This window comes from Pseudomonas putida (assembly GCF_005080685.1).
GTDB lineage: Bacteria > Pseudomonadota > Gammaproteobacteria > Pseudomonadales > Pseudomonadaceae > Aquipseudomonas > Aquipseudomonas putida_V.
This window is the reverse complement of record NZ_CP039371.1, coordinates 391,549-412,271: the sequence shown is the minus strand read 5'-3', so window position 1 is coordinate 412,271 and position 20,723 is coordinate 391,549. Positions and strand designations below refer to the sequence as shown.

At 62.6% G+C, this 20,723-nt stretch carries 16 protein-coding genes and 3 pseudogenes; 10 read left to right on the top strand and 9 right to left on the bottom strand.

Features of this window, described 5'->3' with window-relative positions; genetic code table 11:
* Positions 1-4 precede the first annotated feature (4 nt).
* From E6B08_RS01995 to E6B08_RS01975, 5 genes and pseudogenes are all read right to left on the bottom strand, one after another.
* A complete protein-coding gene (locus E6B08_RS01995; RefSeq protein WP_136912546.1) occupies positions 5-1,237 on the bottom strand; it encodes an electron transfer flavoprotein subunit alpha/FixB family protein in 1,233 nt (410 codons plus the stop codon).
* Positions 1,237-3,189 carry a dimethylglycine demethylation protein DgcB gene (dgcB, locus tag E6B08_RS01990; protein ID WP_136912545.1) on the bottom strand — a complete coding sequence of 651 codons (1,953 nt, stop codon included), beginning with the start codon at positions 3,187-3,189 and terminating at the stop codon, positions 1,237-1,239. The genes E6B08_RS01995 and dgcB overlap by 1 nt, the downstream gene beginning before the upstream one ends.
* Before the next feature lie 206 nt (positions 3,190-3,395).
* Entirely contained in the window at positions 3,396-5,456 is a 2,061-nt protein-coding gene (gene dgcA, locus E6B08_RS01985; protein ID WP_136912544.1) for a dimethylglycine demethylation protein DgcA, read from the bottom strand.
* Positions 5,457-5,471: 15 nt separating this feature from the next.
* Positions 5,472-6,002 carry a DUF5943 domain-containing protein gene (locus E6B08_RS01980; protein WP_136912543.1) on the bottom strand — a complete coding sequence of 177 codons (531 nt, stop codon included), beginning with the start codon at positions 6,000-6,002 and terminating at the stop codon, positions 5,472-5,474.
* Between the two features lie 78 nt (positions 6,003-6,080).
* A pseudogene (locus tag E6B08_RS01975) lies at positions 6,081-7,057 on the bottom strand (dipeptidase).
* Between the two features lie 197 nt (positions 7,058-7,254).
* On the opposite strand from E6B08_RS01975, the gene E6B08_RS01970 reads away from it, so the two are divergent.
* From E6B08_RS01970 to E6B08_RS01950, 4 genes and pseudogenes are all read left to right on the top strand, one after another.
* A complete protein-coding gene (locus tag E6B08_RS01970; RefSeq protein WP_192938609.1) occupies positions 7,255-8,307 on the top strand; it encodes a hypothetical protein in 1,053 nt (350 codons plus the stop codon).
* Positions 8,308-8,643: 336 nt separating this feature from the next.
* Positions 8,644-9,045 (top strand): lysozyme inhibitor LprI family protein, encoded by a 402-nt coding sequence (locus E6B08_RS01965; protein ID WP_136912541.1) that lies wholly within the window; start codon positions 8,644-8,646, stop codon positions 9,043-9,045.
* Between the two features lie 162 nt (positions 9,046-9,207).
* Positions 9,208-9,465: pseudogene (locus E6B08_RS01955) on the top strand (transposase domain-containing protein); the annotation flags it as partial.
* Positions 9,466-9,504: 39 nt separating this feature from the next.
* Positions 9,505-9,666, top strand: a pseudogene (locus tag E6B08_RS01950) (lysozyme inhibitor LprI family protein); the annotation flags it as partial.
* Positions 9,667-9,689: 23 nt separating this feature from the next.
* Here E6B08_RS01950 and E6B08_RS01945 read toward each other — a convergent pair.
* Together E6B08_RS01945 and E6B08_RS01940 are read right to left on the bottom strand one after the other, a co-directional pair.
* Complete coding sequence (locus E6B08_RS01945) at positions 9,690-10,868, bottom strand: metallophosphoesterase family protein (protein ID WP_136912540.1); 1,179 nt, start codon at positions 10,866-10,868, stop codon at positions 9,690-9,692.
* A 152-nt stretch (positions 10,869-11,020) separates the two neighbouring features.
* On the bottom strand, positions 11,021-11,950 hold the full coding sequence (locus E6B08_RS01940) for a GlxA family transcriptional regulator (RefSeq protein WP_136912539.1): 930 nt from the start codon (positions 11,948-11,950) through the stop codon (positions 11,021-11,023).
* Positions 11,951-12,096: 146 nt separating this feature from the next.
* Here E6B08_RS01940 and choX point away from each other — a divergent pair, with 146 nt between their 5' ends.
* The 5 genes from choX to E6B08_RS01915 all read left to right on the top strand — a co-directional run bounded on the left by choX (position 12,097) and on the right by E6B08_RS01915 (position 16,161).
* Complete coding sequence (choX, locus tag E6B08_RS01935; protein WP_136912538.1) at positions 12,097-13,041, top strand: choline ABC transporter substrate-binding protein; 945 nt, start codon at positions 12,097-12,099, stop codon at positions 13,039-13,041.
* 122 nt (positions 13,042-13,163) lie between these two features.
* On the top strand, positions 13,164-14,048 hold the full coding sequence (locus E6B08_RS01930; protein ID WP_136912537.1) for a 3-keto-5-aminohexanoate cleavage protein: 885 nt from the start codon (positions 13,164-13,166) through the stop codon (positions 14,046-14,048).
* Between the two features lie 148 nt (positions 14,049-14,196).
* Positions 14,197-15,162: an L-carnitine dehydrogenase gene (locus tag E6B08_RS01925; protein ID WP_136912536.1), complete on the top strand. Its 966-nt coding sequence runs from the start codon at positions 14,197-14,199 to the stop codon at positions 15,160-15,162.
* A 10-nt stretch (positions 15,163-15,172) separates the two neighbouring features.
* Positions 15,173-15,649 (top strand): thioesterase family protein, encoded by a 477-nt coding sequence (locus E6B08_RS01920; protein ID WP_136912535.1) that lies wholly within the window; start codon positions 15,173-15,175, stop codon positions 15,647-15,649.
* 254 nt (positions 15,650-15,903) lie between these two features.
* Positions 15,904-16,161, top strand: coding sequence for a hypothetical protein (locus tag E6B08_RS01915; RefSeq protein WP_136912534.1), 258 nt, complete (start codon positions 15,904-15,906; stop codon positions 16,159-16,161).
* Positions 16,162-16,261: 100 nt separating this feature from the next.
* On the opposite strand, the gene E6B08_RS01910 is transcribed toward E6B08_RS01915, so the two are convergent.
* Together E6B08_RS01910 and E6B08_RS01905 are read right to left on the bottom strand one after the other, a co-directional pair.
* Complete coding sequence (locus E6B08_RS01910) at positions 16,262-17,368, bottom strand: GlxA family transcriptional regulator (RefSeq protein ID WP_136912533.1); 1,107 nt, start codon at positions 17,366-17,368, stop codon at positions 16,262-16,264.
* 514 nt (positions 17,369-17,882) lie between these two features.
* Positions 17,883-19,259: an L-serine ammonia-lyase gene (locus E6B08_RS01905; RefSeq protein ID WP_136912532.1), complete on the bottom strand. Its 1,377-nt coding sequence runs from the start codon at positions 19,257-19,259 to the stop codon at positions 17,883-17,885.
* 443 nt (positions 19,260-19,702) lie between these two features.
* Between E6B08_RS01905 and E6B08_RS01900 the strand changes: the two genes are divergently transcribed.
* Entirely contained in the window at positions 19,703-20,650 is a 948-nt protein-coding gene (locus E6B08_RS01900; protein ID WP_136912531.1) for a choline ABC transporter substrate-binding protein, read from the top strand.
* Positions 20,651-20,723: the final 73 nt, after the last annotated feature.

Here is a 20,723-nt window from a genome sequence, read left to right as displayed (position 1 = left end):
GCCCTTATGCGGCGTCGCGCTGAGCGCCGCTGCGGAAGTTTTCCACAGCCTCGATCAGTGCCTGGAGAATCGCCGAGCTGTCGCCAATCACCGACAGGTCGGCCCGTTTGATCATGTCGCAGCCCGGGTCCATGTTGATCGCCACCACCTTGTCGCAGGCACCGACGCCTTGCAGGTGCTGGATCGCGCCGGAGATACCCACCGCCACGTAGACCCGCGCGGTGACCCAGGTACCCGTGGCACCGACCTGGCGGTTACGCGGCATGAAGCCATCGTCCACCGCCACCCGCGAGGCGCCTTCGGTGGCGCCGAGGGCGGCCGTGGCCTGGTGATACAGGTCCCAGTCCTTGACGCCATTGCCGCCGGAGACGATGAACTCGGCTTCGGCCATGGCGATGGTGGCCGGATCGACGGCCACCGAGCCGAGGTCCTCGATGCGCGACAGGCTGCGCGCCACGCCTGTGGACAACTCCACCGGCAAGGCCTCGTGGCGGGTTTCGCTGACAGGTTCCGCGCACTCCGCCGCACCGAGGATCAGGCGCGGCACCGCACGTTGCAGGTCTTGCTGGCCGGCGCCGGCTCGGCCGATGCACTGCCCGTCCTTGACCTGCCACACGCGCGTCGCTGGGCGTTCACCCAGCGCAGCGCCCAGGCGCCGGCCCAGCTCGCCACCACCGCTGCGGCTGTCCGGCAGCAGCCAATGGCGCGGGTTGAACTGGTTATCCACAGCACGCAGGCCTTGCACCAACTGCTCCGGTGCATAACCTTGGTACTGCTCGCCTTCGATGACCAACAGGCGGTCGACGCCTGCCGTGGCGAAATGGCTCTCCTTATGCTCGCCGAACACGATCGCCAGCACCGCGCCATCGCTGCCGGCCAAGCCGTGGGCCAGGCCGAGCACGTCGCGGTCATGGCTGCTCAGGCGGCCACCGACCATGTCCGGCACCACGGCGATGTAGAACGCCGGCGCCGGTACCTGGTGCAGCGGCAATTGCACTTCTGCCGCGGCGCTGCGCCGCCCGCCGACACCAGTGCCCTGCTGGGCGCCACTGCGGTCGATGCGCTTGATGCCGTTGGGGCCGATGAAGCCAGCGGCGATGGCGTGGGGGTTCTTGCGCAACAGGCCGTTGGGGCCCATCCAGCGCGTCTGTTGCGTCTGCAGCGCCGCATGCAGCGGATGCAGGCGGTTACGGGCGATCCACTCGGCGCGTGGGTCGCGGCGGATGATGTCGCTCATCAGTGCACCTCCGCAGGTTCACGTTTGACCGTTGGCGACTTTGGGGCTGCGGGAGTTTCCTCCTCGATCAGCACGTCAGCCACCAGCTCGGCGAGGTCCTTGATCTGTGGGCGCGGTTCGACCACGCCTTCGAGCATCGCGGTGCATTGCGGGCATCCCACGGCAACCAGTTCGGCCTCGGTCTCGCGGATGTCGTCCATGCGCATGTCGGGAATACGCTGCTTGCCGGGGATATCGGTGATCGGCGCACCGCCGCCTCCGCCACAGCAGCGCGAGCGAAAGCCCGAACGCTGCATCTCGCGCACTTCGATACCCAGTGCCTTGAGCACCTCACGCGGGGCTTCGTATTCACCGTTGTAACGGCCCAGGTAGCACGGGTCGTGGTAGGTGACGCTGCCCCCCTTGTGCTGGCCAAGGTTGAGCTTGTTGGCCGCGATCAATTCGGCGATGTAGGTGCTGTGATGCTGTACCTGGTAGTCGCCGCCCAGGGCGCCGTATTCATTCTTGAGCACATGGAAGCTGTGCGGGTCGCAGGTGACGATGCGCTGGAACTTGTACTGGGCCAGGGTCTGGATATTGCGCTTGGCCAGTTGCTGGAAGGTCGCTTCATCACCCAGTCGACGCGCCACGTCGCCACTGTCGCGCTCTTCCAGGCCGAGCACGGCGAAGTCCACACCCGAAGCCTTCAGTACCTTGACGAACGAACGCAGGGTGCGTTGGTTGCGCATGTCGAACGCACCGTCGCCGACCCAGAACAACACCTCGGTGGTTTTCACCTCCGACAGCAGTTTCAGGTTCAGGTCGGCCGCCCAGTTCATCCGTCCGCCGGGGGCGAAACCGCCGGGGTTGTCGGTGGCGATCAGGTTGTCCAGCACCTCGGCGCCCTTGTTCGGCGTGGCGCCCTTTTCCAGGGTGAGATGACGGCGCATGTCGACGATGGCGTCGACGTGCTCGATCATCATCGGGCATTCCTCGACGCAGGCGCGGCAGGTGGTGCACGACCACAGCGTCTCGGCGTCGACCAGACCATTGACGATCGGCTGGTGCGGATGGCCCCCGTGCTCACCGATCGGTTTGCCTGGGTACGGGCTACCGGCGAACTGGGCATCGGTGCCGCCGGCCAGGCCAATGACCATGTCCTGGATGAGTTTCTTCGGGTTCAGCGGCTGGCCAGCAGCAAAGGCCGGGCACATCGCCTCGCATTTACCGCACTGCACGCAGGCATCGAAGCCCAGCAGTTGGTTCCAGGTGAAATCCACCGGCTTTTCCACGCCCAGCGGCGCATTCGGGTCTTCCAGGTCCAGCGGCTTGAGGCCAGTGGAGCGGCCGCCGCCGAAGCGTTCGGCGCGGCGGTGCCAGGCCAGGTGCAGGGCGCCGGCGAAGGCGTGTTTCATCGGCCCGCCCCAGGTCATGCCGAAGAACAGCTCCGACACGCCCCACAGCACCCCGAGGCCGAGCACACCGACCATCACCCAACCACCGGTGTTGGCCGGCAGGATGCCGGCGACCGGCAAGGTGGCGATGAAGAAGCTCGCGGCGAACACCAGCAGGCTTTTCGGCAAGCGCATCCACGGGCCCTTGGACAGGCGCGAAGGCGGATTCAGACGGCGTTTGAAGACAAAGATGGCACCGCTGAACATGATCACCGTAGCGACCAGCAAGGCGTAGCCGAGGATCTTGCTCTGCAGGCCGAAGCCGTGCACCAGGATCGCCAAGACTGCCGACAGCACGAAGCCGCCAGCGGTGGCGACGTGGGTCTTGGACATGTACTTGTCGCGCTCGACCACATGGTGCAGGTCCACCAGGTAGCGTCGCGGCATGGCCAGCAGCCCGCCGATCAGGTCGACCTTGCTTGGCCGGCCACGTCGCCACATGCGCACCCGGCGCAGGGCGCCGAGCACTGCCAGGCCAAGGGCAGCGAACAGCAGGATGGGTAGAAGGGTGTTCAACATGGGAGGCTCCCACAACAGCTGGATTCTTGCGCCGCCCAGAAGGCCAGCGCGGACCCCTGTAGGAGCGGCCTTGTGCCGCGATGGGCTGTGAAGCAGCCCCAGGAACTCAGCGGCACTGCACAGATCCCGGGGCTGCTTCGCAGCCCATCGCGGCACAAGGCCGCTCCTACAGGGGGGCCAATCCCGCCTCTAGAGAGGCGGAGCGGTCAAAAGTCCTTGCACAGGCGCAGGGCGTCGTAGATCGCCGCATGCACGTTACGCTGGGCCACGCAGTCGCCGATGCGGTACAGCAGGTACCCCTCGCCCGGCTGGCTGAGGATCGGCTGTGGCTTGATGGCGAACAGCGCCTCCACGTCGATCTGGCCCTTGTTGCGCGAACCCTCCTTGAGCGCGTAGTACAACTGCTCGTCAGGACGCACGCCGTTCTCGATCACCACCTGGTCGACCACGCGCTCTTCCTTGGCGCCGGTGTACTCGTTCTCGAGCACCGCCACCACCTTGTCGCCCTCGCGGTAGACCTTCTCCAGCATCATGTCCCCGGTCATGATCACTTCCTTGGGGTACATGCTGCGGTAGTAGGTCGGGAAGGTCGTGCCGCCCATCGCCACGCCCGGCTTGATGTCGTCGGTGACGATCTCGACCTGGGCACCCTTGTCGGCCAGGAAGTCTGCCGCCGACATACCGGTGAACTCGCAGATGGTGTCGTACACCAGCACGTTCTTGCCCGGTGCGACCTTGCCGTCGAGCACATCCCAGCTGCTCACCACCAACCCTTCGGCGGCGCCCCAGTGCTCGTTCTGCTCGACGAACGGATGGCCGCCCACCGCCAGCACGATGATGTCCGGGCGCAGGTCCTGGATGGTCGCCACATCGGCGGCCGTGCCCAGGCGCAGGTCGATCTTCAGGCGGGCGAACTCCAGCTGGTACCAGCGGGTGATGCCGGCGATCTGGTCGCGCTGCGGCGCCTTGGCGGCGATGGTGATCTGCCCGCCGATCTGTTCCTTCTTCTCGAACACGGTCACGTCGTGGCCACGCTCGGCGGCCACCCGTGCGGCCTCCATGCCGGCTGGGCCGGCACCGACCACCACGACCTTGCGCTTGGCCCCGGTGGTCTTCTCGATGATGTGCGGCACGCCCATGTATTCACGGGAGGTGGCGGCGTTCTGGATGCACAGCACGTCCAGGCCCTGATACTGGCGGTCGATGCAGTAGTTGGCACCGACGCACTGCTTGATCTGGTCGACCTGGCCCATCTTGATCTTGGCGATCAGGTGCGGGTCGGCGATGTGCGCACGGGTCATGCCGACCATGTCCACGTAGCCGCCTTCCAGGATGCGCGTGGCCTGGTTCGGGTCCTTGATGTTCTGCGCATGCAGCACCGGGACCTTGACCACTTCCTTGATGCCGGCCGCCAGGTGCAGGAACGGCTCCGGCGGGTAGCTCATGTTGGGGATGACGTTGGCCAGGGTGTTGTGGGTGTCGCAACCCGAGCCGACCACGCCGATGAAGTCGATCATGCCGGTGGCGTCGTAGTAGGCGGCGATCTGTTTCATGTCCTCGTGGCTCAGGCCATCGGGGTGGAATTCGTCGCCACAGATACGCATACCCACGCAGAAGTCGTCACCGACCTCGGCGCGCACTGCCTTGAGCACTTCCAGGCCGAACTTCATGCGGCCTTCGAAGGTGCCGCCCCATTCGTCGGTACGCTTGTTGACCCGCGGGCTCCAGAACTGGTCGATCATGTGCTGGTGCACGGCGGACAGCTCGACGCCGTCCAGGCCGCCTTCCTTGGCACGCCGCGCCGCTTGCGCGTAGTTGCCGATCACACGCCAGATCTCTTCCACCTCGATGGTCTTGCAGGTGGCGCGGTGTACCGGTTCGCGGATGCCGGACGGTGACATCAGGGTCGGCCAGTTGAAGCCGTCCCAACGCGAGCGACGGCCCATGTGGGTAATCTGGATCATGATCTTGGCGCCATGCTTGTGCATGGCGTCGGCGAGGTTCTGGAAGTGCGGGATGATGCGGTCGGTCGACAGGTTGACCGACGACCACCACTCCTGCGGGCTGTCGATGGCAACCACCGAGGAGCCACCGCAAATCGCCAGGCCGATGCCGCCTTTGGCCTTTTCTTCGTAGTACTTCACGTAACGGTCGGTAGTCATGCCGCCGTCGGTGGCGTAGACCTCGGCGTGCGCAGTGCTCAGCACGCGGTTGCGGATGGTCAGTTTGCCGATCTGGATCGGCTGGAACATTGCTTCGAATGCCATGACGCTCTCTCCGACTTACAACGGCTTGACGACGAACAGGCCGTCATCGTGACCTTCTTCCGAACCGCCGTAGACCTGCTCGGCCACGGTGCGGATCGAACTGCCACGGGCGGCGAGAATCTGGTCCATGGCACCGGCGAACCAGCCGGTGAACATGTAGTCGACCTTGCGGCCAACCTTGCCGTAGACGTACACGAATGCCGAGTGCTTGAGCTTGACGCTGCAGGTGCCCTTGTCGAGGTCGATGTCCTGGATCTCGAACAGGCCCCAGCCACGCTGGCTCAGCCGCTTCATGTAGTGCTCGAACACCGCCACGCCTTCCAGGCCGTGGCATTCGGCTTCTTTTTCACACCAGTGCCAGGCGGACTTGTAGCCGGCCTTGTAGAGGATCTCGGCATAGGCGTCGGCGCCCAGCACTTCCTCGATACCGATGTGGTTGTTGACGAAGAAATGCCGCGGCACATACAGCATCGGCAATGCGTCGCTGGTCCAGACACCGGTTTCGCTGTCGACTTCGATTGGCAATTGCGGGGCGATCTTGGCCATGGAAACTCAACTCCATAAAAATTTTTGTTTGGATGCCCCGGCGTTGCTGGCAGGGGCTTTCAGGCTTTGGAGAGCGGCTTACTCGCCCCACACGTCCTTGAGGACGTTGACCCAGTTCTCACCCATGATCTTGCGCACCACGCGCTCGGAATGGCCGCGCTTGAGCAAGGTTTCGGTGAGGTTGGGAATTCGCCCACGGTGCGAATGCCCAGCGGGTTGATGATCTTGCCGAAGTTGGTCAGGCGCCGGGCGTAGCCCTTGTCGTGGGTCAGGTATTCGAAGAACTCCTGGCCGTGGCCCTGGGTGAAGTCGGTACCGATACCGATGGCGTCTTCACCGACGATGTTCATGGTGTACTCGATGGCCTCGGCGTAGTCGTCGATGGTCGAGTCGATGCCCTTGGCCAGGAACGGCGCGAACATGGTCACGCCGACGAAGCCACCATGGTCGGCGATGAACTTCAGCTCTTCGTCCGACTTGTTGCGTGGGTGCTCCTTGAGGCCCGAAGGCAGGCAGTGCGAGTAGCAGACCGGCTTCTTCGATTCGAGGATGACTTCTTCGGACGTTTTGGAGCCGACATGGGACAGGTCGCACATGATGCCGACGCGGTTCATCTCGGCGACGATTTCGCGACCGAAGCCCGACAGGCCGCCGTCCCGCTCGTAGCAGCCGGTGCCGACCAGGTTCTGGGTGTTGTAGCACATCTGCACGATGCCCACGCCCAGCTGCTTGAACACGTCGACGTAGGCGATCTGGTCTTCGAACGCATGGGCGTTCTGGAAGCCGAAGAGGATGCCGGTCTTGCCCAGCTCCTTGGCCTTGCGGATGTCGGCGGTGGTGCGCACCGGCATCACCAGGTCGCTGTTGTCGCGGATCAGCTTCTGGCTGGCGGCGATCTGGTCGACGGTGGCCTTGAAGCCTTCCCAGACCGACACCGTGCAGTTGGCCGCAGTGAGCCCGCCCTTGCGCATGTCCTCGAACAGCTCGCGGTTCCATTTGGCAATGATCAGGCCGTCGATGACGATGCTGTCGGCGTGAAGTTCGGCTGGGCTCATCAGGCTGTCCCCTGTTATTGATTTGGGCTGCACCGAATCTTCTGTCGGCGCTTTGGGGCCAGCATATGCCTGTGCCCCGAGGCGCCCCGATGCAAAAACGACAGGGGGTTTGCCGAAAGCGTCAATGCGCGACATCGGGGCGTCTGGCACGGTGCCTGGGGATGAGAGACAGTCGCGATAACGACATTTCCGCCGTTATGAACAGTTCGACCGGGAAGCCATTCCCCCTAAAAGAACTACGAGTTACGCAGCGCCAGGCTATTTCCTACGGTGGCACCTCCTATCACGCATCTGGAGATGCCATCGTGTTACATATTCATTCACTTACCCGGCAGGCGTTGCCCGTGCTGATGTGCGCCACACTCGTAGGCGGCCTTCTTAACCTCGGGCAAGCCGAGGCGCGTACGCTTGGCTGCGAGATGACCGATACCGATACCTATAAAAAATACCTTGGCCCGGGTTGGCGGGACATCGCGGAGTACCCGGGGAATCGCCAGAAAATCATCATCGCCTCCGACCCGCAGGCTCACCGCGCCATGACTCAACGCAACCCCCATAAGGAGGACGGCCACAATAAAAGCGTTTGGCACAGCAACCTCGACGCCGTCACCAACGCCATACGCCAAGACCGGCGGGCGTCCTACTACGTACCGCTGGTAATCAACGGCGATCTCACCGAGTACGGCCATAGCACCGAACGCCGTGATACGCAGAGAAAGATGCATCAGGCGCGTGCCAACAGGCCAGGCCCACTGATATTGCCGGGGCTAGGCAATCATGACTACGACCAAAATGTCGGCAATTGCTCGAACAACGGCTGTGCCCGCGACTCGGTGTGTGACTTGGTGAAATGGGTGAACACTTTGTCACCGACTCCTTTCGACCATCGCTTTGACACCTCGAGTAACACGCATCGAGGCTCGCTGGCGTATTCGGTGGGTGTCGGTCGCGTGCACATCGTGCAATTGAACCTCGAACCCTCCTACACCCGGAATTTCGAAACCGGTGGCCTGACCGCCCCAGGTTTGAAGCGACGTTTCGCCATCAATTCAGCCATGGACTGGTTGGAAAGAGACCTGAAATATGCCCAAGCACGGGCAGGCACGTCATTATCAATTTGCATAAACGTAACAACTGGCAGGACGACTCGGTGCGCAATGGACGATTCGCCAAACTACTGGAACAGTACAACGTGGTGGCCGTCTTCGCGGGTCATTATCACGGCTCTATCGGCAAGGTGGCTACCATAGGCAAAGTTCCGGTATTCCAGACTGGCGCAATGCTGTCGAAAAGCTATCTGCGCGTCACCTTCGACTGGTCGACCTACAAAATGTGGGTGACGCCGGTTACCCTCGGCAGTTCCCCGCCGCCAGGGACAATCGTGAGCCTCAAACGCTAGCCCGACTCGCCAGGGCCGGTCATCCTCTTATACCGACGATGAATGGGCTGTCGCGCGGCGGGGCTAGACCGGCCCTTGATCCCCGCTGCTATGGCAGGCCGCATGAAGTTTTCTTAAGGTAGCTACCACAACGGCTGTCGCTGAGCGAGAATCCTGACGATTCGTCAGCCAGTTGGAGAGATAACGGATGAAATCATTGGCATGGCTGGTATTGCTGGTCGTGGTCACGGGCGCCCAGGCTGGTGAGGAAGAAAGTACCCCGTGCGACAACGTCGACACCGACCAACAGACCTTCGCCTGCGCAGCCTTCAACAAGCAGACCGCCGAACGGGAACTGCAGTCGGCGTATGACGACCTGACCCAACGTATTCGCGACCAATATGCCGACGAGGCGGACAAGGCCACGGCCCTGGTTGGGCGCATGGAGGCGGCAGAAACGTTGTGGACGCAGCTACGCGATGCCGACTGCAAGGTCGAGACCTATTCCGAAAAGCCGGGGAGCAAGGCATTCGAGGCGGCATGGAATACCTGTGTGGCGCAGCGCAGCGATGATCGCTCGGAGTATTTGCAATCGATCGGTCAGCAGTGAGGCCATAAAGACCGTCGCCAATGGTGCGAGAAGTCTCAAACGCTTGGAGTCCGAACGCTTCGAAACCTCGCCCGACACCACCGACGAAGCCATTGTCTTGACCGTCCAGGAGCTGAACTGGTTGCTTGACGGCTTTGACCTCTGGTGCAACCGTCATGCCACTTGCCGATCGACAACAACTTGGCAGAGCGCGCGACCAAGCCGTTTGTCATCGGTCGCAAGGCATGGCCGTTCAGTGACACGCCCAACGGCGCCACGGCCAGTGCCCAGATATACAGCCTGATCGAGACCGCAAAGATCAACGGCCAAGAGCCCTATACGTGGCTGCGCCACGTACTTGAGCGATTGCCCCACGCCTCGTCAGTAGCAGACTACGAAGCACTGCTGCCGTGGAACTGCTCGCCGGAGATGCCACGGTAAACCGAGGCATCATCTTGTGGTAGGTGGGGTTTATGGATCGCACTCGAAAAGTTGTGGGAGCAGTTGCGCGATGCCGATTGCAAGGTCGAGACGTATGCTGAAAAGCCCGGCAGTCCCGCATTCGAAGCGGCGTGGAGCACCTGCGTGGCGCAACGGAGCGATGATCGCTCGGAATATCTACTAGGCATTGGCCAACAGTGAAACGCCGCCGGTTTTGACTGACCTTATTTTCCCCCGGGGATCGTTATAGGCTTGGTCGTTGGAGGCGGTACAAACTGTTCAAGCTTTTGCGTGTGGCTGCCTTTCAACGTGCGCCCGTCAAACCACTCCACGCGCATGCTGTAGGCACGCCAGTCGAACATCACACGCAGGTAGTTGTTGTGCATGATCGCACCGCTGAGGAAGATGGGTACCTTGCCATAGGCCGAGTAGTTTCGTTTGCCCAAGTTCCGGTGAAAATGCCCAGCGAACACGGCAACGACGCGGTTCTGTTCGATGAGCTGCTTGAACTGGTGATTGTAAACATCAGAATCCTGCCAACCGCTGGGCTTGTGCAAGTTGATGATGGTATATTGACCTCGTGCCTTGGCATCGGCCAGGTCTTTACGCAACCAATTCATCGAGGCGGTAATATTGAATCGCCTTTTCGAACCCTTGGCCCCCAGCTGACCGCCCGTCTCGAAATACGTGGTATAGGTAGGCTCGTTGTTCAATTGAACGACATGCACTTTACCCACATCGAAGGAGTAGGACAAAGAGCCTGTGTGCCTGCCATTGGCGTAGGTATGGTCGAAGTTGAAACGCTGCGCTTGTCGCTCGATGGCCTTGGTCCAGATGATATGGTCACAGACCGCATCTCGCGCACACCCGTTGTTCGCACAATTGCCTACGTTCTGATCGTAGTCGTGGTTACCCAGCCCAGGGAAAAACAACGGCCCGCCCGGGGTACCGGACTTTACCGTCAGGGTGCGTGTGATGAACTGCCGAAACGCGCTGCGCTCGCCGCCATGACCGTACTCGGTAATATCACCATTGACGATCAGCGGCACGTAATGGCCACCGGCGCGCTCCGCCCGCAGGATATCCGCCAGACCATGGGTGACACGCTTCCACTTGGTGGAGTTGAACTCCTCCGAGCCATCAGCACGGGCCTTGACCCTAAAAGCCTGGGAATCGGATGTAATCAACATCTTCTGCACCGTGGCTGATGCGTTTTGCCAACCCGGGCGCAGGGTGCTACGAAAATCGGACGTCTCCGGGGCCGTTACTTCGCAGCCTGGAAAACTATTGCCCGGCTTTGGAACGATTCCACCAGGCGGAACCAACCCGGCCTGGGCAGCGCCGGATGAAAATAAAGCAAGCGCAAGGATCGGAAGAATCTGTGAACATTTATAAATACGCATAACAAGTCTCCATTAAATGACCATGAAGACCCTAACAAGCGGTTGATACGACCAATACTAGTAGATGTACGAGGTTGAGCTCATACCAACCCGCAACGCCTTTCCCATGGACTTAACCGTCATATCTCGACTACTTAAAGGCGGTTTTTTACTCATCGATCCCGTCGTGGAGAACAACCAAAACAGGCTTTGTAACAGCGAGTAAAGTAAGAGGCAGATTCAAAACCGCAGGCAACGCCTACCTCCATAACACTCATGTCTGAATGCTGCAGTAACTGTCGGGCCTTGTCTAACCTCAATCGCAGATAAAAGGCACGGGGTGTTAGTTCCAGGTGCACCTGAAACAATCGCTCGAGTTGTCGTCGGCTGACTTGTATGGATTGGGCCAGCGTGAGGGTATCGAGGGGCGATTCGATGTTCTTTTCCATCTCGCCAATCACCCGCACCAGCTTCTTGTTGCTGATGCCATACCGGCTGGCGATCTGCATGCGTTGGTGGTCTTGGCGTGGGCGGATACGCCCGAGCACGAACTGCTCGGAAACCTGCACCGCCAATTCACTGCCGTGCGACTGCCCGATCAGGTCGAGCATCAGGTCGATCGAGGCCGTGCCACCGGCACAAGTGATGCGCCTGCGGTCGATCTCGAACAACTCCTGGGTCACGTGCAAGCGTGGATAGCGCTCCTTGAAAGCGTCCAGCGCCTCCCAGTGCAGGGTGGCGCGGTAGCCATCGAGCAGCCCCGCTTCGGCCAACACCATGGGGCCGGTATCGATGCCGCCGAGAATCACCCCGGCGTGATCGAGGCGGCGTAACGCCTGCTGCAGCGGTGGGCCGTAGCAGGCCAGCGGATCGAAGCCCGCAATGATCAGCAATACCCCCCCTGACTCAACCTCTGCCAAAGGCGCATCGGCGTTCACCGACATGCCATTGCTGGCCAATACCGCACCGCCGTCCAGGCTCAACACCCGCCAACGGTACGACGGCCCCTTGAAGCGGTTGGCCACCCGCAGTGGCTCTACGGCGCTGATGAAGCCCATCGCCGAAAACCCTGGCAGCAGTAGGAAGTGGATCAGTTGCGGCATTGCAGGCTCCACGGGAGAAGAAGTCGCTTGCGTGCAAATGTTGGTCGCCGGAGTGCGATTTTTCGCACTGTGGGCAGCGTAGCGTGTTCACACGGTCCAGAGAGACCGGCCACCATAACAATATGCACTGCCGATGGAGAGCCACCATGCACCGCTTTGTCCGCCGCAGCCTGCTGTCCCTTGCCCTGAGCAGCACCCTGGTCACCCCACTGTTCGCCGCCGAGCCGGCCGAATGCAAGAACGTCCGCTTGGGCGTGGTCAACTGGACCGACGTCATCGCCACCAGCGCCATGGCCCAGGTACTGCTCGACGGTCTTGGTTATCAGACCAAGCAGACCAGCGCCTCGCAGCAGATCATCTTCGCCGGTATCCGCGACAAGCGCCTGGACATGTTCCTGGGTTACTGGAACCCGATCATGACCCAGACCATCACCCCCTTCGTCGACGCAGGCCAGGTCAAGGTGCTCGACAAACCCAGCCTGGAGGACGCCCGCGCCACCCTCGCGGTGCCGAAATACCTGGCCGACAAGGGCCTGAAGACGTTCGCCGACATCCACAAGTTCGAGAAGGAGCTGGGCGGCAAGATCTACGGCATCGAGCCAGGCTCCGGTGCCAACACCCAGATCAAGGCGATGATCGACAAGAACCAGTTCGGTCTGGGCAAGTTCCAGCTGGTGGAGTCCAGCGAGGCCGGCATGCTCGCGGCAGTGGACCGCGCCGTGCGGCGCAAGCAGGCGGTGGTGTTCTTCGGCTGGGCGCCGCACCCGATGAACGTCAACATCGACATGGCCTACCTGGGCGATAGCCAGGACGCCCTGGGGCCGGACGAAGGGCGCGCCACGGTGTGGACGGTGACCGCCCCGGACTATGCCGAACGCTGCCCCAATGCCAACCGCCTGCTGGCCAACCTGAACTTCAGTGCCGAGGACGAGAGCCGAATGATGCAGCCGTTGCTCGACCACAAAGATGCGCTGGAATCGGCGCGCCAATGGCTCAAGGACCACCCTGAAGACAAGGCTCGCTGGCTTGAGGGTGTGACCACCTTCGACGGCAAGCCGGCGGCCGAGAACCTCAAGCTCAGCGCCAACTGACCCGGCCGCTTCGCGGGGCAAGCCCGCTCCCACAGATAGACGCGCATGCCAGGGGCACCCGCTCCCCTGTGGGAGCGGGCTTGCCCGCGAAAAGACCACCCTATACCGCACAAGGAACCATCATGAACCACGACGTCATCATCACCTGCGCCCTCACCGGCGCTGGCGACACGGTCGCCAAGAGCCACCTGGTCCCGGTCACCCCCAAGCAGATCGCCGAATCCGCCGTCGAAGCCGCCAAGGCCGGCGCCACTGTCGTCCACTGCCACGTCCGCGATCCCGAGACGGGCCGTTTCAGCCGCGACGTGGCGCTGTACCGCGAAGTCATGGAGCGCATTCGCGAAGCCGACGTGGACATCATCGTCAACCTCACCGCCGGCATGGGCGGCGACCTGGAGATCGGCCCGGGCGAGTCGCCCATGGCGTTCGGCCCAGGCACCGACCTGATCGGCCCGCTGGAGCGCCTGGCCCACGTCGAGGCGCTGCTGCCTGAGATCTGCACCCTCGACTGCGGCACGCTCAATTTCGGCGACGGCAACGCCATCTATGTATCCACCCCGGCGCAACTACGCGCCGGCGCCAAGCGCATCACCGAACTGGGCGTGAAGGCCGAGCTGGAAATCTTCGACACCGGGCATCTGTGGTTCGCCAAGCAAATGATCAAGGAAGGCCTGCTCGAGGATCCACTGTTCCAGCTGTGCCTGGGCATCCCGTGGGGTGCGCCGGCCGACACCACCACCATGAAGGCCATGGTCGACAACCTGCCGGCAAACGTCACCTGGGCCGGCTTCGGCATCGGTCGCATGCAGATGCCGATGGCCGCCCAGGCGGTGCTGCTCGGCGGCAACGTGCGGGTCGGCCTGGAAGACAACCTGTACCTGGACCGTGGCGTGCTGGCCAGCAACGGCCAGTTGGTCGAGCGCGCCGCCGAGATCATCACCCGCATGGGGGGCCGCGTGCTCAGCCCGGCAGAAGGTCGGGAAAAGATGAACCTCAAGCGCCGCTGATCCCTTCAACACTCGCAAGTGCGCCATGAATCCTGTGGCAAGCAGGCAACGCGGTGGCTGGCACCGGCTACGCCGGTGTTCGCGGGCGAGCCCCCTCCCACAGGATTGGCATCAACCCTACTGTCCCTGTTTGTCCTGAGGATTCGACATGCCCTTCATCACCGAGATCAAGACCTTCGCCGCCCTGGGTAGCGGCGTCATCGGCAGCGGCTGGGTCGCCCGCGCCCTGGCCCATGGCCTGGACGTGGTCGCCTGGGACCCGGCACCGGGCGCTGAGCAGGCACTGCGCAAACGCATCGCCAATGCCTGGCCGGCCCTCGAAAAACAAGGCCTGGCGCCAGGCGCTTCGCAGGACCGATTGAGGTTCGTCGCCACGGTCGAAGACTGCGTGCGTGATGCCGACTTCATTCAGGAAAGCGCCCCCGAACGCCTGGAGCTGAAACTCGACCTGCATGCCCGCATCAGCGCCGCGGCCAAGCCCGATGCGATCATCGGCTCCAGCACCTCGGGCCTGTTGCCCAGCGAGTTCTACGAGTCGGCCAGCCACCCCGAGCGCTGCGTGGTCGGCCACCCGTTCAACCCGGTCTACCTGTTGCCACTGGTGGAAATCGTCGGCGGTAAGCGCACGGCCCCGGAGGCGATCGAGGCGGCGAAAGCCATCTATACAGCGCTCGGCATGCGCCCGCTGCACGTGCGCAAGGAAGTGCCCGGTTTCATCGCCGACCGCCTGCTCGAAGCGCTGTGGCGCGAAGCCCTGCACCTGGTCAACGACGGCGTGGCCACTACCGGCGAAATCGACGATGCGATTCGCTTCGGTGCGGGGCTGCGCTGGTCGTTCATGGGCACGTTCCTCACCTATACCCTGGCCGGTGGCGATGCCGGCATGCGTCACTTCATGTCGCAGTTCGGCCCGGCGCTGAAGCTGCCCTGGACCTACCTGCCCGCGCCTGAACTGACAGATGAGCTGATCGACGATGTGGTCGATGGCACCTCGGAGCAACTGGGCCAGCACAGTATCGCCGCACTGGAGCGCTATCGTGATGACACGCTGCTGGCGGTGCTGGACGCGGTGAAGACCAGCAAGGCCAACCACGGCATGTCGTTCAGCGACTGAGGGAAACACGATGCCCGCTTTGATCACCTACCGTACCCCAGTCCAGGAGGACTGGGTCGACTACAACGGGCATCTGCGCGATGCCTTCTACCTGCTGATCTTCAGCTACGCCACCGATGCGCTGATGGAGCGCATCGGCCTGGATGCCGACAGCCGAGGGCAAAGCGGCCACTCGCTGTTCACCCTGGAGGCGCACATCAATTACCTGCATGAGGTGAAGTTGGGTACCGAAGTGTGGGTACAGACGCAGATCATCGGCTTCGACCGCAAGCGCCTGCACCTGTACCACAGCCTGCACCGGTCAGGGTTCGACGAGGCGCTGTCGGCCAGTGAGCAGATGTTGCTGCATGTGGATCTGGCGGGGCCACGGTCGACCCCGTTTGGCGAGCACAGCATCGCGCTACTCCAGGGTTTGCTGGATGAACAGCAGGGCTTGCCGGAGCCTGCGTTGGTTGGCCGGGTGATGGGACTGGAGGCAAAAAAATAGCCCCGGAAAGCCGTGAGCATCCGGGGCCAAGAGCGAGCAACATCCACTGTGCACGAGCGAGGGTGACCAAACCCTCCGTTGCGGTAGATGGCTTGAGTGTGCGTACTTCCGGCACGGTCGATTTAGCCCGGAACGACCTGTTCTTAGTCAAAGCAGCCATTGCGACATTCTGTCCTTGCCGGCCTCTCGCCCGCGTCACAGAATCGGTCGACAATCACAGCAGCACTCTCTTAGCGATAAAAGGGACAACAGCCATGATGCATGCGGATTTGATTGACCAGGACGATCTGTTGGGCCACCTGCGGGCGCGGGGGTTCGAGATTCCTGCAGGGGCCAGCGCCGAGCAGGCCTGCGAGGCGGTGGTGCGGGGGCTGACCGAGCCCAATGCACGGGCGCTCAAGGGGATGGTCGAGCAGATGTACACCGGGAGCGCGACGATCTTGCCGGCAGTGCGCCAGGCGATAGAAAAGCAGCTGTTGCCGGCGTTGGCGCAGTTCAACCAGCGCGCCTGAGAGGTGTGTCTGAACGGGCCTCTTCGCGGGTAAACCCGCTCCTACAGGACAGCGGTCATCCTGTAGGAGCGGGCTTGCCCGCGAAGAGGCCCGCGTCGTTCTAAAGCCTTACACTGGCAAACGTCGATTCGTTTCGCGCCTGGCTCAGGGCAGCCATCGGCCCACTGTGCGGCGACAGGGTCATGGCCTGTGGAATCGGCATCATCGCCACCTGCTGCGCGGTATTGGACCCCACACGTTCATCACGCGGCGGAATGCCGAAGTACTCGCGGTAGCACTTGGAGAAGTGCGGCGTGGAGACGAAGCCGCAGACCGACGCCACTTCGATGATCGACATCGGCGTCTGCTTGAGCAACTGCCGCGCGCGGATCAGGCGCAGCTTCAGGTAGTAACGCGATGGCGAGCAATGCAGGTATTTCTGGAACAGCCGCTCGAGCTGCCGGCGCGACACCGACACGTACACCGCCAGCTCGTCGAGGTCGATCGGCTCTTCGAGGTTGGCTTCCATCAGCGCGACGATTTCCTGCAGCTTCGGCTGGTTGGTGCCGAGCATGTGCTTGAGCGGCACGCGCTGGTGATCCTGTTCGTTGCGGATGCGCTCGTAGACGAACATCTCGGAGATCGCCGCCGACAACTCGCGGCCATGATCGCGGCTGATCAGGTGTAGCATCATGTCCAGCGGCGCGGTGCCGCCGGAGCTTGTGAAGCGGTTGCGGTCGAGGGTGAACAGGCGGGTGCTCATGTTGACCCGTGGGAAGGCCTCCTGCATGGCTGCCAGGCATTCCCAGTGCACGCTGCAATCGAAGCCATCGAGCAGGCCGGCACAGGCCAATGCCCAACTGCCGGTGCAGACTGCGCCAAGCCTGCGCGACTGACGGGCCTGGGCCTGCAACCAGGTGACGTGCTCGCGGGTGACGCTGCGCTGGATACCGACGCCGCCACAGACGATCACGGTGTCGATGGGCGGCGCGTTGTGCATCGCCGCGTCAGGGGTGATCTGCAGGCCGTCGCTGGCCCACACCTGGCCGCCATCGGCGGTCAGCGTGTGCCAGCGGTACAGCTCGCGACCGGACAGCTGGTTGGCCATGCGCAGCGGCTCGACGGCCGATGCCAGGGAAATCAGGGTGAAGTTGTCCAATAGAAGAAACCCGATGGACTGGGGTGCTGTGCGGTTCTGGGTTGGATTCCCGGAGGTGTACGACGTCATCGCGATTTCTCCTCACACAAATGCTGGGGTGTGCCTCAGGCGAGCACTGATTCTTGTTATGGCCCCGGATTGATGTACCGGAGCTTGGTGGCCAATCTCAACGCAAACGCCGTGCCTGAAATTGAACGGCTATCCAAAAAAACCTGAAAACGACGCCTGCATCAGGCAAATCAGGTACTTCGCTGAGCGTTGGTCAATCTTCGCAAACCTGCGTGCTAGCGCGTTGCGGGTAACGGCTGAGCAATTTGGTGACACGCGCAGTGTAGGTTGCCCAGAAACGACACTCTTGAGTGTCACCGACAATGCCCATGCTGATTACGACAGCCGACGATTGGTCGGGATGAGTGGTGCACCAGAAGGGGGCGCTGAATGGGGCGCAGGTGCACTGGGAGATCGACGGTGGCCTCTTCGCGGGTAAACCCGCTCCTACAGATACCCCGCAACTCTCGAAGATTGCGCAGTCCCTGTAGGAGCGGGTTTACCCGCGAAGAGGCCAGTGAAGCCAACTAATGATTCAACACTCGATGGCGCTGACCGCCAGGCCACCGCGCGAGGTCTCTTTGTACTTGTCGTGCATGTCGGCACCGGTGTCGCGCATGGTACGGATCACCTGGTCGAGGGAGATGAAGTGTTCGCCATCGCCACGCAAGGCCATCTGGACGGCGTTGATGGCTTTCACCGCAGCGATGGCGTTGCGCTCGATGCACGGCACCTGGACCAAGCCGCCGACCGGGTCGCAGGTGAGCCCGAGGTTATGTTCCAGGGCGATCTCGGCGGCGTTCTCCACCTGCGGCGGCGTGGCGCCCAACACTTCGGCGAGGCCCGCCGCAGCCATGGCGCAGGCCGAACCGACCTCGCCCTGGCAACCGACCTCGGCGCCGGAGATCGAGGCGTTCTTCTTGCACAGGATGCCCACTGCGGCGGCACCGAGGAAGAAGTCGACCACGCTGGACTCGTCCACCGCATCGCTGAAGCGCATGTAGTAGTGCAGCACCGCCGGGATGATGCCGGCCGCGCCATTGGTGGGCGCGGTGACCATGCGCCCGCCAGCGGCATTTTCTTCGTTGACCGCCAGGGCGAACAGGTTGACCCACTCCATCGCGCTCATGGTCGAGCCGATGACGTTGGGCTTGCCGATCTCCTGCAGGCTGCGGTGCAGCTTGGCAGCGCGGCGGCGCACGTTGAGCCCGCCGGGCAGCGTGCCTTCGTACTTGAGGCCGTTGGCGACGCACTCCTGCATGGCGTCCCAGAGCTTGTAGAGACCTGCGCGGATCTCTTCTTCGCTGCGCCAGACCTTCTCGTTGGCCATCATCAATTGCGACACGCTGAGGTCGTTTTGCTTGCACAGGCGCAGTAACTCGGCAGCGCTGTCGAAGTCGTACGGCAGCACCGTCTGATCGGCGTCCAACACCCCGCTGGCGGCCTGCGCCGCGTCGACCACGAAGCCGCCACCGACCGAGTAGTAGGTGTCGCGGTGCAGCTCGCCCTGCTCGCCCTCGGCGACCAGGGTCATGGCATTGGGGTGATACGGCAGGTTCTCGTCCAGCAGCAGCATGTCGCGGGCCCAGACGAACTCGATGGGCAAGCGGTTATCCAGCAGCAGGGTGTCGGTTTCACGCAGGTCGGCGATACGCGGGACGATCTGCGTGGGGTCGATGGCGTCGGGCCATTCGCCCATCAGGCCCATGATAGTGGCGTTGTCGGTCCCGTGACCGACGCCGGTGGCCGACAGCGAGCCATACAGGCGCACCTCGATCCGCTTGACCCGTTCCAGCTCGCCGCGCTCGCGCAGCCCCTGGACGAACATCGCCCCGGCCCGCATGGGCCCCACGGTGTGCGAGCTGGAAGGCCCCACACCGATCTTGAACAGGTCGAACACGCTGATGGCCATTGTCGAATCACCTCTTGCTGGGCTTGTCTCTGCGCGCCATGCGCAGGGCGGGGCAACTGCTAGGCTGATAGCTGCGAGCCGCCAGGAATGCACGCATCATCGGGCTTTTGCCTACCCCCTCGCCGTCTGCAACCGACGTACTTTTGTCCAGCTGCGCCGCGGCCTTCGCGGCCACCCGGGCGCCGCTTTCCAGCGGCCGGGTGACGCAAAAACGCGGCTGCAGGGGTGGAAAAACCCATAAACGACATTGCCCGTACTGGATGCGACCCGTTGCGTACTGGTTACGACCCCACCAGTAGGCGATTGCCCGGCGCTGGAGGATTATCGAAAGCGACTCGTAAAGCACGGCCACGCAACCTGCCCTCTGCAGGCCTGGTCGACCGGACCCTGAGAACGCCCGGCGACCCATGCGAACCCGAAGAAAAAATCACAGGAGTCCATCCATGAAAGGTTCACCCTCGCTGTTGCTGGTTGCGTTGCTTAGCGCTCCGCTGCTGGCCCAGGCCGCCGAACCCGAGCAGTGCCAGACGGTACGCTTCTCCGATGTCGGCTGGACCGACATCACCGTCACCACGGCCACTACCAGCGTCGTGCTCGAAGCCCTGGGCTACAAGACCCACACCACGATGATCTCGGTGCCGGTGACCTACAAGTCGCTGGCCACCGGCAAGGACCTGGACGTGTTTCTCGGCAACTGGATGCCGACCATGGAGAACGACATCAAGCAATACCGCGACGCCGGCACCGTAGAAACCGTGCGCGCCAACCTGGAGAACGCCAAGTACACCCTGGCCGTGCCCCAGGCGCTGTATGACAAGGGGCTGAAGGATTTCAGCGACATTCCCAAGTTCAAGAAGGAACTGGACGGCAAGATCTACGGCATCGAGCCCGGCAACGATGGCAACCGCACCATCCAGAGCATGATCGACAAGAACGCCTTCGGCCTGAAGGACGCCGGGTTCAAGATCGTCCAGTCCAGCGAGGCCGGCATGCTGTCCCAGGTCGACCGCGCGCAGAAACGGGGCGAGGCGATCGTGTTCCTGGGCTGGGAGCCACACCCGATGAACACCCGCTTCAAGATGCAGTACCTCACCGGCGGGGACGAGTTCTTCGGGCCGGACTTCGGCAAGGCCACCGTGCTCACCAATACCCGCAAGGGCTACGTGGAGGAATGCAGCAACGTCGGCCAACTGCTGAAGAACCTGTCGTTCGAGCTCAAGGATGAAAGCACCATGATGGGCTATGTCCTGGACGACAAGATGAAGCCCGACGCCGCCGCCAAGAAGTGGCTCAAGGACAACCCCGGCAAGCTCGATACCTGGCTCGCTGGCGTTACCACCGTGGACGGCAAACCCGGCCTTGAGGCGGCCAAGGCCAAGCTCGCGCAATAACGCAGTACGCAATAGCGCTACCTCGGGGCGGGACCGTGCCCGCCCCGGACTGATTTCAATCTTTGCAGGTGGA